Source organism: Chitinophaga niabensis, assembly GCF_039545795.1.
GTDB classification, from domain to species: Bacteria; Bacteroidota; Bacteroidia; order Chitinophagales; family Chitinophagaceae; genus Chitinophaga; species Chitinophaga niabensis_B.
In genome coordinates this window covers 50,090-64,319 of sequence record NZ_CP154260.1, presented here as the reverse complement: position 1 = coordinate 64,319, position 14,230 = coordinate 50,090, and the positions used below count along the sequence as shown (strand labels likewise).

The 14,230-nt window shown below is 46.5% G+C and carries 13 protein-coding genes; 11 read left to right on the top strand and 2 right to left on the bottom strand.

Annotation, left to right across the window (positions count from 1 at the left end; genetic code table 11):
* Window positions 1-16: 16 nt before the first annotated feature.
* Window positions 17-316, bottom strand: coding sequence for a DNA-directed RNA polymerase subunit omega (locus tag AAHN97_RS00275; protein ID WP_234979687.1), 300 nt, complete (start codon window positions 314-316; stop codon window positions 17-19).
* A gap of 10 nt (window positions 317-326) precedes the next feature.
* Entirely contained in the window at window positions 327-1,130 is an 804-nt protein-coding gene (locus AAHN97_RS00270; RefSeq protein WP_343305583.1) for an outer membrane protein assembly factor BamD, read from the bottom strand.
* A 350-nt stretch (window positions 1,131-1,480) separates the two neighbouring features.
* Between AAHN97_RS00270 and mraZ the strand changes: the two genes are divergently transcribed.
* The 11 genes from mraZ (at window position 1,481) to AAHN97_RS00215 (ending at window position 14,223) form a co-directional block, all read left to right on the top strand.
* A complete protein-coding gene (gene mraZ / locus AAHN97_RS00265) occupies window positions 1,481-1,948 on the top strand; it encodes a division/cell wall cluster transcriptional repressor MraZ (RefSeq protein WP_153663893.1) in 468 nt (155 codons plus the stop codon).
* A gap of 10 nt (window positions 1,949-1,958) precedes the next feature.
* Window positions 1,959-2,867: a 16S rRNA (cytosine(1402)-N(4))-methyltransferase RsmH gene (gene rsmH / locus AAHN97_RS00260; RefSeq protein WP_343305582.1), complete on the top strand. Its 909-nt coding sequence runs from the start codon at window positions 1,959-1,961 to the stop codon at window positions 2,865-2,867.
* A gap of 80 nt (window positions 2,868-2,947) precedes the next feature.
* Window positions 2,948-3,325, top strand: coding sequence for an FtsL-like putative cell division protein (locus AAHN97_RS00255; protein WP_234979689.1), 378 nt, complete (start codon window positions 2,948-2,950; stop codon window positions 3,323-3,325).
* A gap of 83 nt (window positions 3,326-3,408) precedes the next feature.
* Entirely contained in the window at window positions 3,409-5,460 is a 2,052-nt protein-coding gene (locus AAHN97_RS00250) for a penicillin-binding protein (protein ID WP_343305581.1), read from the top strand.
* Window positions 5,460-6,926 (top strand): UDP-N-acetylmuramoyl-L-alanyl-D-glutamate--2,6-diaminopimelate ligase, encoded by a 1,467-nt coding sequence (locus AAHN97_RS00245; RefSeq protein WP_343308263.1) that lies wholly within the window; start codon window positions 5,460-5,462, stop codon window positions 6,924-6,926. Before AAHN97_RS00250 ends, AAHN97_RS00245 begins: the two co-directional genes overlap by 1 nt.
* A gap of 80 nt (window positions 6,927-7,006) precedes the next feature.
* Window positions 7,007-8,203 (top strand): phospho-N-acetylmuramoyl-pentapeptide-transferase, encoded by a 1,197-nt coding sequence (gene mraY / locus AAHN97_RS00240; RefSeq protein WP_343305580.1) that lies wholly within the window; start codon window positions 7,007-7,009, stop codon window positions 8,201-8,203.
* Between the two features lie 5 nt (window positions 8,204-8,208).
* On the top strand, window positions 8,209-9,543 hold the full coding sequence (gene murD, locus AAHN97_RS00235) for a UDP-N-acetylmuramoyl-L-alanine--D-glutamate ligase (RefSeq protein ID WP_343305579.1): 1,335 nt from the start codon (window positions 8,209-8,211) through the stop codon (window positions 9,541-9,543).
* A gap of 15 nt (window positions 9,544-9,558) precedes the next feature.
* Window positions 9,559-10,719 carry an FtsW/RodA/SpoVE family cell cycle protein gene (locus tag AAHN97_RS00230; RefSeq protein WP_343305578.1) on the top strand — a complete coding sequence of 387 codons (1,161 nt, stop codon included), beginning with the start codon at window positions 9,559-9,561 and terminating at the stop codon, window positions 10,717-10,719.
* The gene (gene murG, locus AAHN97_RS00225) at window positions 10,700-11,839 is read left to right on the top strand and encodes an undecaprenyldiphospho-muramoylpentapeptide beta-N-acetylglucosaminyltransferase (protein ID WP_343305577.1); all 1,140 of its coding nucleotides are present in this window, start codon (window positions 10,700-10,702) and stop codon (window positions 11,837-11,839) included. Before AAHN97_RS00230 ends, murG begins: the two co-directional genes overlap by 20 nt.
* Before the next feature lies 1 nt (window position 11,840).
* On the top strand, window positions 11,841-13,193 hold the full coding sequence (murC, locus tag AAHN97_RS00220; protein WP_343305576.1) for a UDP-N-acetylmuramate--L-alanine ligase: 1,353 nt from the start codon (window positions 11,841-11,843) through the stop codon (window positions 13,191-13,193).
* A gap of 1 nt (window position 13,194) precedes the next feature.
* Window positions 13,195-14,223, top strand: a complete 1,029-nt coding sequence (locus AAHN97_RS00215; protein ID WP_343305575.1) for a cell division protein FtsQ/DivIB — start codon at window positions 13,195-13,197, stop codon at window positions 14,221-14,223.
* Window positions 14,224-14,230 lie beyond the last annotated feature (7 nt).

The window sequence follows — 14,230 nt, the reverse complement described above, 5'->3', positions numbered from 1 at the left end:
TGATAACTGAAGGGGATCAGCTATACAGATCGTCATCGTTTTTACGGAAGTAGATCTTGTTATCCAGGAACTCGTTGGTAGCCTGAATAGCAGAATTAGCCAGTCTTTCGTAGAAGCGGGATATTTCGATCTGCTCTTTGTTCTCATGCACTTCTTCCAGATTATCCGTGTGGCTGGCGAACTCTTCCAGTTTGGAATGCAGTTCTTCCTTTACAGTAATATTGATCTGGTTTGCCCTTTTGGCAATAATGGCAATAGATTCATACAGGTTACCAGTCCGATTTTTGATATCGGTGGTGTTCCTTGTTTCAACCATAGGGTTTATGCTACTGGTTAGACTTCTCTTTATTTTGCTCATTTTCCAGCGTTTTAATGTTATTTTTTGCTAAGGTATAATATTTTTCGGCATCGTCCTTCAATTTGCTGGACGGGTAGCGGTCTGTAAACTCCAGGTATTCAGTCACCACGGTCTCATAACGCTCCATTTGCTTGGTAGGTATGCTTTGTTTGGCATACTGGTAATAGCATTTGATTGCCATGAACTTGTAACCGTCACTTTTCTCAGAATCCGGGTAAGCGCGCATGAGGCTTTTGAATGAAACCCCTGCTGCTTTGTAATGCCCCAGGTTATAATACAGTTCGGCTGCGTTATAGTCCTTTTGCTCCAGCTTGCGGCGTAACAACTCTATCACCACATTGGCTTCCGCCGCTTTAGGGGAAGTGGGGTATGAGTTGATGAAGGTCTGCATGGCTGCAATGGCCTTCATGGAGTTGGTTTGATCCAGCGGCACCTTGGGAGACAGCTTATAATAACTGTAGGCGTGCTGATAGTCCACTTCCATCGCTCTTGGGCTGCTGGGCAGGGCTTCGAGGTAGTTCTTGAAATGGAACGTAGCCTGTGTATAGTCTTTCAGGTAGAAAGAGCAGTAGGCGTACTTATAGTACAGATCTTCAAACTTCTCGGTGCCTTTAAAGATGGGAATCAGTTCCTCATACAGCGTTTGCGCCATTTGGTACTTCTTCTTGTCGTACATCTTATTAGCGTACGCCAGTTTCTTTTCAAGATCGTTACTTTTTTCGATCCGCCTTAATTCCCTGTTACAGGAAACAGCGCCAACTAAAAATGCCAAAAGGCCAGTGTATAAGAGAATTTTCCTCATAAAAAAGAATCGCAAAGGTACGAATTAAAAGCAAATATTGTTAACGGCAGAGAAAGAGCAGTTAAAATTTTGCAAAAATGGTGTAAATCAGTGTCTAAGGCCTACAGAATGGGCTTATCCACAGATAAGCGACTCCTGTCAACAATTTATCCACATTTATATTCACAGTATCCACACTCCCACCCTGAAAACAACCTTGAAACACTGACTAACAGGCACAAATAACCTGTGGAAAAAATATATAATCCCTTTTTTCGGTTAAAAGTGGGAAAAAGTGTTATTTTGTGTTAGAAAGTAGGATTTTAGCTACTGATCAAAGCATGACAGGATTTTTAGGTGAATATGAAGCAACGCTGGACGCGAAAGGGCGTTTTCTGCTCCCTGCCGGATTTAAACGGCAGATAGCAGAAAGTGCAGGGAACCAGTTTGTGCTGAACCGTGGCTTTGAAAAGTGCCTGACTTTGTACCCCATGAATGAATGGCAGCCTATACAGGAGAGGATTGGCAAGTTGAATGATTTTGATCCGAAAGTTAGGGAATTCCGCCGCTATTTTCTCAACGGGGCCACCATTCTGGAGCTGGATAGTGCAGGCCGGCTGAACATCCCAAAGAACCTGATGGTTCATGCGGGGCTGGATAAGGACATTGTGCTGACGGCTGCCAACAACAAGATTGAGATCTGGGACAAAACGAAATACCAGGAGTTCTTTGATAATTTTTCACCGGAGGCCTTTAGCAGCTTAGCGCAACAGGTAATGACCGGAGAGGGACAAAATTTGGGATTGTAAAGCGGCGCATATGGAACCATCACAGTATCACCTGCCCGTTCTGCTTCATGAAGTAGTGGAGCATTTACAGATCAAACCCAATGGCACTTACGTGGATGTCACTTTTGGCGGCGGCGGGCACTCCAGGGCTATCCTGGAAAAACTCGGGCCCCAGGGAAGACTGATTGTGTTTGATCAGGACGAGGATGCTTACCGTAACCGGATCATCGATGACAGGGTCACTTTTGTCCGCGAAAACTTCCGTCACCTCCACCGCTTCATGAAACTGCATAAAGCTTTGGATGCGGATGGATTACTGGCAGACCTGGGTGTTTCCTCTCATCAGTTTGATACAGGTGCCAGGGGATTTTCCACCCGTTTTGACGGAAACCTGGATATGCGGATGGATACCCGTAATGCAAAAACGGCTGCGGACATTCTGCATACCTACTCTGAACAACGGCTCCTGCAGATCTTCCAGGATTACGGAGAAGTAACCAACTCCAAAACCCTGGCAAAAACGATTGTACAGTTGCGGAAAGCGCATCCGTTACGCACCATTACTGAATTCAAATCTCTCATACAGCCTATCGTGAAAGGCAATCCTGCAAAATACCTGGCCCAGGTCTTCCAGGCCCTGCGGATAGAAGTGAATGATGAGCTGGGTGCATTGAAAGATCTGCTCACACAATCACAACAGGTATTGAAGCCGGGAGGTATACTGGCAGTGATCACCTTCCATTCCCTGGAGGACCGGTTGGTGAAGAATTATATGAAAACCGGAAGTTTTGAAGCCACGGACGATAACCCCTACGCTTTTGAAACACCGCCAAAGCTGTTCAAACCGGTCACAAAAAAACCGGTAACAGCCAGTGAAACAGAATTGAAGGCAAATCCGCGGAGCAGAAGCGCCAAGTTAAGGATCGCAGAAAAAGTATAATAGCGCCGGTTACTTCCATCCTATCCCCTAGTTACTGAGAAAAGATTTTTTGAGAATAAACTGTTGCTAAACCTTGTAATGTGTTGCAGGAAGAAGAAAAGCATATGAATGAAGAAGCGGGTGCGGAAGCACTTCCACAGGAGCCAAAAAGAGAATGGCGCCTGCGGATCAACTACCAGCTCATCACGCAAAACCTTCCCTTCCTCCTTTTCCTGGCAGTATTGGCACTGGTGTATATCGCCAACAGCCATCTGGCAGAAAAAAAGGTCCGCCGCATCAACAAGCTCAGCAAAGAGATAAAAGAACTGAAATGGGAATATCTGAGCGTAAAAAGCGAACTGATGTTCCGGAGCAAATTAAGTGAAGTAAGCAAAGCCGTGGAACCGCTGGGATTGAAAGAACTGAATGCACCACCGCAACGCATTGAAGTGAAAACGGAAAAAGCGGAACAACAATAATATTCATAAGATACTGATACCTGACCCGGCAAATGGAAATTAAAAAGGACATACTATGGCGAGCTTATCTGTGCTTAATTGGCATGGGGATCTTTGCTGTGGCTATCCTCGGCAAGGTATTCTATATACAACATGTGAAAGGCGATTACTGGCGCAGTATGTCTGACAGCCTGCATACTTCCTATATGGACCTGGATGCAGACCGTGGCACGATCTATTCTGAAGAAGGGCGTATGCTTTCTACCTCCATCCCCTACTTCGACATCCGGATAGATTTTCAGGCAGACGGGCTGATGGATAAGAAAGCCAACATCTTCAAGGATAATATAGACTCTCTCTCCGTCCGCCTGGCGGCCCTGTTCATGGATCGTTCCGCAAATGCATACAAGAAGTTGCTCGAGGAAGGATACAAGGATAAGGACCGCTACTTTCTTCTTAAAAGAGATATCAAATTCGATGACTACCAGGAACTGCGGACCTTTCCAATGTTCCGGCTCGGAAGGAATAAAAGCGGGCTCATAGCTGAGACTAAAAATAAAAGGATCAATCCTTTCAAACTACTGGCCAATCGTACGATTGGCCTTGCGCGTGAAAATTCGCAGAACGTAGGACTGGAAAGAACTTATAACGAAAGCCTGAACGGCGTTACCGGTAAACGCCTCATGCGCCGCATTGCCGGCAACACTTTTATGCCTGTGGAAGGGTTTGACATCGAACCTGAAAACGGAAAAGATGTGATCACCACCCTGGATGTGAACATGCAGGACATTGCTGAAAACGCACTCATGAAAATGCTGGTGCAGAACGAAGCAGAACACGGCACCTGCATACTCATGGAAGTGAAAACCGGTAAGATCAAAGCCATTGCCAACCTGGGCCGTCAAAAGGATGGCAGCTATTGGGAAGATCTGAACTATGCCCTGCAGGTGGGAGAACCGGGCTCTACTTTCAAACTGGCTACCATGATCGCCGTGCTGGAAGATGGCTTTGTAACACCTAATAATATGGTGGACCTGAATTATGGCAGATGGCCGGTAGGTAAAAGAGTGGTGTATGATTCCGAACCACATCACCTTACCACGGTAACCATTAAACGCGCATTCGAAAGAAGTTCTAACGTAGGGATGGCAAAACTGGCCTACCAATATTATTATAAGAACCCGAATGAGTTCGCCAATCACTTTAAAAGATTACACCTCGATACACCTACTGGAATTGACATTGTAGGGGAAGGGAAACCGGTGATCAAAACAACCGCTTCCCGCAGCTGGAGTGCCAGCACCCTGCCCTGGATGGCTTTTGGATATGAAGTATTACAAAGCCCTCTGCAAACAGCCATGCTTTATAATGCAGTGGCTAACAACGGAAAGATGATGCGGCCTTACCTCGTGAACGCCATTATGGAGTTTGGTAAACCGGTCAAATCGTTTGAACCCACAGTTGTACTGGACAGCATCTGCTCTCCCCGTACACTGGCTCAGCTGAAGGATATGCTGGAAGGTGTGGTACTGAATGGTACCGCAGTAAAACTGCAAACACCTTACTACCGTATCGCCGGCAAAACAGGTACAGCGCTGGTAGCTAACGGAAACCGCGGATATGCGGACAAGATCTACCAGTCTTCATTTGCAGGTTATTTCCCTGCAGACGACCCGCAATTCACCTGCGTAGTGGTGATCAAAAACAAACCCCATGCTGCAAAGTTCTATGGAGGAACTGTAGCTGGGCCTGTGTTCAGGGAAGTAGCGGATAAATTGTATGCGCTGGCTATTCAGAAACCCCGTCCTATAAACGGTGTTTCCGTACTGGACACACTCATGGCCATGAAAGGCGGCAAAGGAAGTGAATGGCGCAGTGTAGTAACAGCATTGAACTTACCCTGGCAGGGAGTGATCAACAACTCCAACTGGGTAAGTACAAATGTGAAGAACAACAAACTCAGCTTTGAACCCTTGTCGCAAACCCAGGGCCAGGTACCTGATGTGAAAGGAATGGGATTGAAAGATGCATTGTACCTGCTGGAAAATGCAGGGCTGAGGGTAGTGATCAAAGGTGCAGGAAGAGTTACATCACAATCCCTGCCCGGCGGAACCAATATTGGAAAAGAACAAACAATCATAATAGAACTCGGTTGATGAAGACGCTGCGGGAAATATTATATAACGTGAACATCCTGGCGGTGCAGGGCAATAATGATATTGCCGTGCGCGCTTTGAGCATTGATTCACGGCAGATCAAAACAGGCGATGCTTTCATCGCCATTCGCGGTTTTGCGGCAGACGGGCATCAGTTCATCTCCAAAGCAATTGCACTGGGTGCTTCAGCAGTCATCTGTGAAACACTGCCGGACACTATTTCCCCGGATGTATGTTATGTACAGGTAAGCAATAGTGCGCAGGCAGGTGGCGTAATGGCCGGCAACTTCTTCGACAATCCTTCTCAGAAACTGACATTGATAGGAGTAACGGGTACAAATGGTAAAACCACCATTGCTACCCTCCTGTTCCGTTTGTTCACACAAATGGGTCATCATTGCGGACTGTTATCTACCGTTCAGAACCAGATAGGCGACAGGATTGTTCCGGCAACCCATACCACACCTGATCCTATCAGCCTGAATGCATTGCTGGCAGATATGGTGGCAGAAGGTTGTGATTATGCTTTTATGGAAGTAAGCTCCCATGCCATTCATCAGCAACGGATAGCAGGACTGAAGTTCGCGGGCGGGATCTTTTCCAATATCACGCACGATCACCTGGACTATCACAAAACCTTTGATGAATATATCCGTGTAAAGAAATCTTTCTTTGATCAGTTACCCAATAATGCTTTTGCCATCACCAACCTGGATGATAAGCGCGGACCCGTGATGCTGCAAAATACCAAAGCCCGCAAAGCTACTTACAGCCTGCGGAGTATGGCAGACTTTAAAGGCAAGATCATTGAAAACAATATCACGGGCCTGGTGATGCTGGTAGGAGAAAGAGAAGTGCACTTCCGCCTGATCGGAGAGTTCAATGCCTATAACCTCATGGCTGTATATGGCGCAGCGGTTCTGGCTGGCAAAGATAAAGATGAAGTACTGGCAGCACTCAGCGATCTGAAAGGAGCTGAAGGCCGCTTTGATTATATCATTTCCAAAGAGCAACGTGTGATCGGTATTGTGGACTATGCCCACACACCGGATGCTTTGCTCAATGTGCTGGCTACTATAAAAAACCTCCGCCAGGGTCATGAGCAGATCATTACCGTGGTAGGTTGCGGAGGAGACAGGGATACCACCAAACGCCCGGTGATGGGAGAAGTAGCTGCGGAACACAGTGACAAAGTGATCTTCACTTCGGATAATCCCCGTTCTGAAGATCCGGGAGAGATCATCCGCCAGATGGAAGCAGGTGTTGGTGTACACCAACGTAAAAAGGTCATCTCCATTTCCGATCGTAAGGAAGCTATCAAAACCGCCTGCAGTTTTGCAAAGCAGGAAGATATCATCCTCATTGCCGGAAAAGGTCATGAAAAATACCAGGAGATCAATGGGGTAAAACACCCTTTTGACGATAAACAGGTGCTGCTGGAAATGTTCGCGTTGTTAGAAAAATAAATCAGAGATCACGATCCATTTATATGTTATACTACTTATTCAATTATCTAAAAACAGAATTTAACTACACCGGTACCGGAATGTGGCAATTCATCACCTTCCGGGTAACGATGGCGTTATTACTGTCACTCGCGATCTCTTTGCTTTTTGGTAAACGTATTGTCCGGTACCTGCAAAAGAAACAGATCGGCGAAACGATCCGTGATCTGGGTCTGGAAGGACAGGTAAGCAAAAAAGGCACTCCTACCATGGGCGGCCTGATCATCCTGGCGGCCATCGTGATCCCTACTATCCTTTTTGCCCGGGTATTGAATGTATACATCCTGCTCATCCTGCTTTGCACCATCTGGCTGGGATTGATCGGGTTTATTGACGACTATATTAAAGTATTTAAAAAGAATAAGGAAGGTCTTGCCGGGAGGTTTAAAATACTGGGGCAGATAGGGCTTGGGCTCATCGTGGGGCTTACGCTTTATTTCAATGACAACGTAGTGATCTCCCGAGAAGTAATGAACGGCAAAAAGATGCCGGCGAATGAAAGAGTGATCAACAGTTCCGAAAGGATAACCGTGGATGGACAAAAGTTTGTGGACGTTAAAACACCCATCACTACCATTCCTTTCGTAAAGAACCATGAGTTCAATTATTCCAAACTGATCTCCTGGATAGGACCCGGTGCGGAGAAATATACATTCATCCTGTACACCCTGATCGTGATCATCATTATTGTTGCCGTGTCCAACGGAGCCAATCTCACGGATGGGCTGGATGGATTAGCAACAGGGGTCTCGGCAGTGATAGGGATCTGCCTTGGCATTTTTGCTTATGTGAGCGGTAACATCAAGTTTGCGGAGTACCTCAATATTATGTACATCCCCAACCTCGGTGAACTCTCCATATTCATTGCAGCCCTGGTAGGCGCCTGTGTGGGTTTCCTCTGGTACAATGCTTTCCCTGCCCAGGTTTTCATGGGTGATACGGGCAGCCTTGCACTGGGAGGCATCATTGCATCACTGGCCATTATTGTGAGAAAAGAATTACTCATCCCCATCTTCTGTGGTGTTTTCCTGGTAGAAAACCTGAGCGTACTGATCCAGGTGACCTATTTCAAATACACGAAGAAGAAGTATGGCGAAGGAAGAAGGGTATTCTTAATGAGCCCCCTGCATCACCATTATCAGAAGCTGGGGTATCATGAAAGTAAGATCTCCGTGCGGTTCTGGATTGTGACCGTGATGTGTGTGGTATTTGCCATTGCTACCTTAAAAATGAGATAAGGCCCATGAAACTCGTAATACTGGGAGCTGGAGAAAGCGGAATAGGTGCAGCATTGCTGGGAAAACAAAAAGGATTTGAAGTATTTGTTTCGGACGGCGGTCAGATCAAAGACATCTATAAACAGGAGCTGGCGGTGAATAACATTCCTTTTGAAGAAGGGCACCACTCCTGGAACATTATACTGGAGGCAGATGAAATTGTGAAAAGCCCGGGTATACCGGAAAAGTCCGAGTTGATGAAGAAAGTGAGGGAGCGTGGCGTATCAGTGATCTCAGAGATCGAATTTGCGTGGCGCTTCAGTAAGGACAAAAAGATCATTGCCATCACGGGTAGTAACGGTAAAAGCACCACAACAGCGCTCACTTACCACATTTTCAAAACAGCCGGCCTTAACGCCGCACTGGTTGGTAACATTGGCATCAGCTATGCCCGCCAGGTAGCCTTAGAGCCGGCAGACTATTATGTTATAGAGATCAGCAGCTTCCAGCTGGACGACATACGTGATTTCAAACCGGATGTAGCCATCCTGCTGAACATCACACCGGACCATCTGGACCGCTATGATTATAAAATGGAAAACTATGTGGCATCAAAATTCCGCATAGCCATGAATCAAACGAAGGAGGATTTTTTCATTTACTGTAAAGACGATCCAGAGATCAGGCATTATTTAGAAACGAAACCCATTTATTCAGAACCAATACCTTTTAGCATTATGGAACCATTGAAAGAAGGTGGATTTATAGAAAACGAACAATTGAATATTCACGTGAAAGACGAGCCGGTAATTATGTCGATGTATGACCTGGCATTAAAAGGAAAGCACAATTTGTATAATTCAATGGCAGCAGGGATAGCAGGTCGCACAATGGATATCCGGAAAGAAAAGATCCGGGAAAGCCTGGCTTCATTCAAGAGCCTGGAGCACCGTATGGAATATGTAGCCACTGTGCGTGGTGTAGACTTTATAAACGACAGCAAGGCTACTAACGTGAATTCAGTATGGTTCGCATTGGAAAGTATGGAACGCCCGGTAGTACTTATCATGGGCGGTGTGGATAAAGGCAACGATTACAGCGCCATCCGTGACCTGGTACGTGAAAAAGTGAAGGCCATCATTTGCCTGGGCGTAGATAACCGCCCCATCCATGAAGGTCTTTCCAAAGACATAGAAGTAATGGTGAATACGGACAATATGAAGGATGCCGTAGCGGCTGCCTTCCAGATGTCCAGCAAAGGAGATGTAGTACTGCTCTCCCCTGCCTGCGCCAGCTTTGACCTCTTCAAGAACTATGAAGAGAGAGGCCGCCAGTTTAAGGAAGCAGTGAGAGAACTTTAACCATAAATAACAAGCGTGAACAACTTACTTCAAAGGACAAAAGGTGATAAGGTGATCTGGACGATCGTGTTCTTCCTGTCTGCAGTAAGCTTGTTGGCAGTGTACAGTTCAACCGGCTCTTTGGCATATCGGGTTTATAGCGGTCATACGGAGTATTATCTTTTCAAGCAGCTCTCCGTATTGATACTGGGTGTTATGATCATCTATTTCGCGCACCGGGTGAATTATACGATTTACTCCAGGGTGGCTCAGATAGGTTTCATCCTGTCCATCCCCCTGCTGATCTATACACTGGCTTTTGGTTCCAATCTGAATGAAGCCAGCCGCTGGATCAGGCTGCCTGTGATCAATCTCACGTTCCAGACCTCAGACATTGCGAAGCTGGCCTTGTTCATGTACGTGAGCCGTCAACTGTCACGCAAGCAGTTGGTGATCACGGACTTCAAAAAAGGCTTTCTGCCTATCATCATACCGGTTGGTGTGATCTGTGCATTGATCATGCCCGCGAACATGAGTACGGCATTGCTTTTAGGAGCCAGTTGCATGTTACTTTGTTTCATTGGCCGTGTACCGCTGAAGTTCTTGTTATCCATGATAGGGGGCGCAATAATATTGATCGTGCTGATGTTCGCAGTAGCAAGTTTAACAGGTTACGGGCGTGCGGAAACATGGAAGAAAAGGATAGAAAGTTTTACCAGTGACGAAGCACATGAAGTGCCCTACCAGGTACAGCAGGCAAACATTGCCATCGCAGGTGGCGGTACAGTAGGAAAAGGACCAGGTAATAGTACGGCAAGAAATTTCTTACCGCACCCTTATTCGGATTTTATTTTTGCGATTATTCTTGAGGAGTATGGTATCTTTGGCGCCTTTTTAGTGTTGATTGCTTATCTCGTACTGCTCTTACGAAGTATCAGAATATTCAAGAATTGTCCATACGCATTTGGTGCATTCCTCGCATTAGGCCTGAGTGTTACATTAGTGATACAGGCATTGATGCATATGGCCGTAAACGTACACCTGCTACCGGTTACAGGGTTAACCCTGCCACTGGTGAGTATGGGAGGATCATCCGTGATCTTTACGAGCCTGGCCATCGGAATTATACTGAGTGTTTCAAGAAGTGTAGAAGAAACTTCAAAGAAAGAGGTTACCAATGTGGCAGTTGCCGCATAAAGAAAACATAAAAGAAGAAAAGACATTGGCATACAAAGTGATCATAGCAGGCGGCGGTACAGGAGGACATATCTTCCCGGCCATTGCTATTGCAAACGCGCTCCGCAAGCTGGAACCGCAAACGGAGATCCTTTTTGTAGGCGCCAAAGGAAAAATGGAAATGGAGAAAGTGCCGCAGGCAGGCTATCCCATCGAAGGATTGGAGATTGCAGGTTTCAACCGCAGCAATATGTTGAAGAACATCCTGTTGCCGTTCAAACTGCTGAAAAGTTTACGTCAGGCAAAGAGTATCCTTACCCGTTTTCAACCGGATGCCGTAGTAGGTGTTGGTGGTTATGCCAGCTTTCCTATTTTAAGGCAGGCACAGCGCAGGGGAATTCCCACGCTGATACAGGAACAAAATTCCTATGCCGGAAAAAGTAATAAGATATTAGGCCGTAAGGCTGGTAAGATATGTGTGGCGTACGAAGGAATGGATAAATTCTTTCCTGCTGATAAACTCCTCTACACAGGCAATCCTGTACGGGGAGCTATTACAGAAAGTGCCGTAACAAGAGAAGAAGCATTACGTCATTTCGGATTGCTGGATGGCAAACCTACCATTTTTGCGGTAGGTGGCAGCCTCGGCGCGAAGTCCATCAATGAAGCCATACTGCCTCATCTTGCGGAATTTGTAAATAAAGATATCCAGCTGATCTGGCAAACGGGAAAGCCGTTCTATGATACAGCAAAATCAGCCGCAGCAGCATTTGCCACACATGTGAAAGTCTATGACTTTATCAACGTGATGGATTTTGCCTACAAAGCGGCAGATATGGTGATATCGCGTGCAGGGGCATTAGCCATTGCTGAGCTTTGCGTAGTGAAGAAGCCGGTGATCTTTGTGCCTTATCCATTTGCGGCAGAAGATCATCAAACGCAGAATGCACTCAGCCTTGTACACAAACAGGCTGCCCTGATGATCAAAGACGGCGAAGCACAAAGCCGCCTGGTGAATGAAGCATTCAGCCTGGTACAGAACAAAGCACTGATGGACCAGCTGGAACAGAACATTGCGCCACTGGGAAATAAAAATGCAGACATGACTATCGCCCGGGCAGTGCTTGGGTTGATTAAATAATATGGAACTGAAGAAAATACATAGGATCTATTTTGTTGGTATCGGTGGTATCGGTATGAGCGCGATTGCACGTTTCTTTAATGAGAAAGGTGTGAAAGTGAGCGGGTACGATAAAACAAGCACCGGGCTGACACAGCAACTGGAAGCAGAAGGCATCGACATTCATTATGCAGAAGACCTGGATAAGATCGACAAAACTGCCAACCTTGTTGTGTACACCCCCGCTATTCCGGCCACACAAAAAGAACTGGTGTATTATCGCGAGAATGGATACGAAGTAGTGAAGCGCAGCGATGTGTTACAGGAGATCACCCGTGAATTGTTTGCCATCACCGTGGCAGGCACCCATGGAAAAACAACGGTTTCTACCATGATCGCTCACATCCTTCGTCATACAGGATATGGCTGCAACGCCTTCCTGGGTGGCATCAGTTCCAACTACGGAAAGAATTTCTGGAGCAGCGAAAAGCAGGTAGCGGTGATTGAAGCAGATGAGTACGACCGCTCTTTCCTGAAACTGAGTCCGGATGTTGCTGTACTCACCGCCATGGATCCGGACCACCTGGATATCTATGGTACCGAGCAGGCTGTAGTAGATGCCTTCATTCAATATACCAGGAATATCAAGCCAAATGGCACCCTGCTGGCAAGGCATGGTTTACCGCATGGCGCAGAACTGGAAGGAGACAACAAACTTTTTTACAGTCTGCAGAACGATGCGGCCAATATATATGGGAAAAATATCCGCATGGATAACGGAGGTTACGAGTTTGATGTAGTGCAGCAGGATTGGCTGATAGATAATGTGAGGCTGTATATCGGAGGCATGCACAATGTGGAGAATGCCATTGCAGCTATCGGTGTGGCACACCTCTTAGGCATCAGTAATGAAAAGATCAGGGCAGCGGTAGCTGATTTTAAAGGTATCCGCCGCCGGTTCGAATACCTGGTGAAGAAAGATAACGTTGTATATATAGATGATTATGCACACCATCCGGAGGAATTAAGAGCACTGATCACCAGCGCAAAATCTTTATTCCGTGGAAAGAAATGCACCGTCATCTTTCAACCACATCTCTTCTCCAGAACAAGGGATTTTGCGGATGGATTTGGAGAAACACTCTCCATGGCAGATGAAGTGATCCTCCTTCCTATCTATCCGGCAAGGGAGTTACCGATAGAAGGGGTGACCAGTGAAATGATCGCCTCCCGTATCCATGGCCCGGAAGTGAAGATCCTAAAAAGGGATGATGTAGTAACGTGGCTGAAGGATCATCCTTCCCAACTTTTAATCACGGCGGGTGCAGGAGACATTGATCTGTTGCGCGAACCGATACAACATTTATTGAACTGACATGCAAAGCAAAACCAAAATAGCCTTCAAACGTATTGGTATTGCCCTCCTCTGGAGCGGTGTACTGATAGGCTTTATGGTATTGCTCGTGGCCGCAGTGCGGGAAAAGGATCATACGAAATGCAAAGGCCTGAAGGTAACGCTCAAAGGAGATGACCGGAATGCCTTTATAGATGAAAAGGATATTAAAGCGCTGATCAATAACTCCAAAGACCGTAAGCAAAACCCGGTGGGCATGCTGATCAGCGATATCAATATCGGCAACCTGGAACGTATTGTTGAACGGGATCCATGGGTTCGCTCAGCGGAACTGTTCATCGATAACAACGAAGTGTTGAACATCGAAGTGGTGCAACGCGATCCGCTGGCCCGCGTGTTCACTTTCTCCGGGAATAGTTTTTACCTGGATGAACAGGGAGAACGCATCCCTGTTTCGGATCGCTTTTCTGCCAGGGTGCCTGTATTTACCGGTTTCCCAACAGATGCGGTGCAGTTGAAAAAGGAAGACAGCCTGTTGTACACGCAAATGGGAGAAATGGCCCGCTTCATTGCAACAGATACTTTCTGGAATGCGCAGGTGGAACAGGTGATCATTACAGGAGACAGAAAATTCGAGTTCATTCCCAAGCTTGGCGACCATGTGATTGTTTTTGGCGAGGGAACGGATATAGCCACGAAGTTTAACAAACTGCTCATTTTCTACCGCGAAGGTTTAAACAAAGCAGGATGGAACACGTACTCAAGACTGAACATTGCCTACCATGAAGAGGTGATAGGTACCAGAAGAGATGGCAAGAGCGCACCGCCGCCGCCCATGTACAAAGATTCTACTGTTGCAGATGTAGCGGTAGATGATGATGATCACAGTACACCGGCACCGGCCACGACACCTAAACCAGCAGCGGCTAAACCCAAAGCTGACAAACCAACTGCTACTAAAAAGCCCGCAGCCAGAAAGCCTGAGAAAAAAAAGGCAGAAGGGCCAAAGCCAAAAGCAGTATATAACAAACCTAATCGTAATCGCAACTAAAACAATA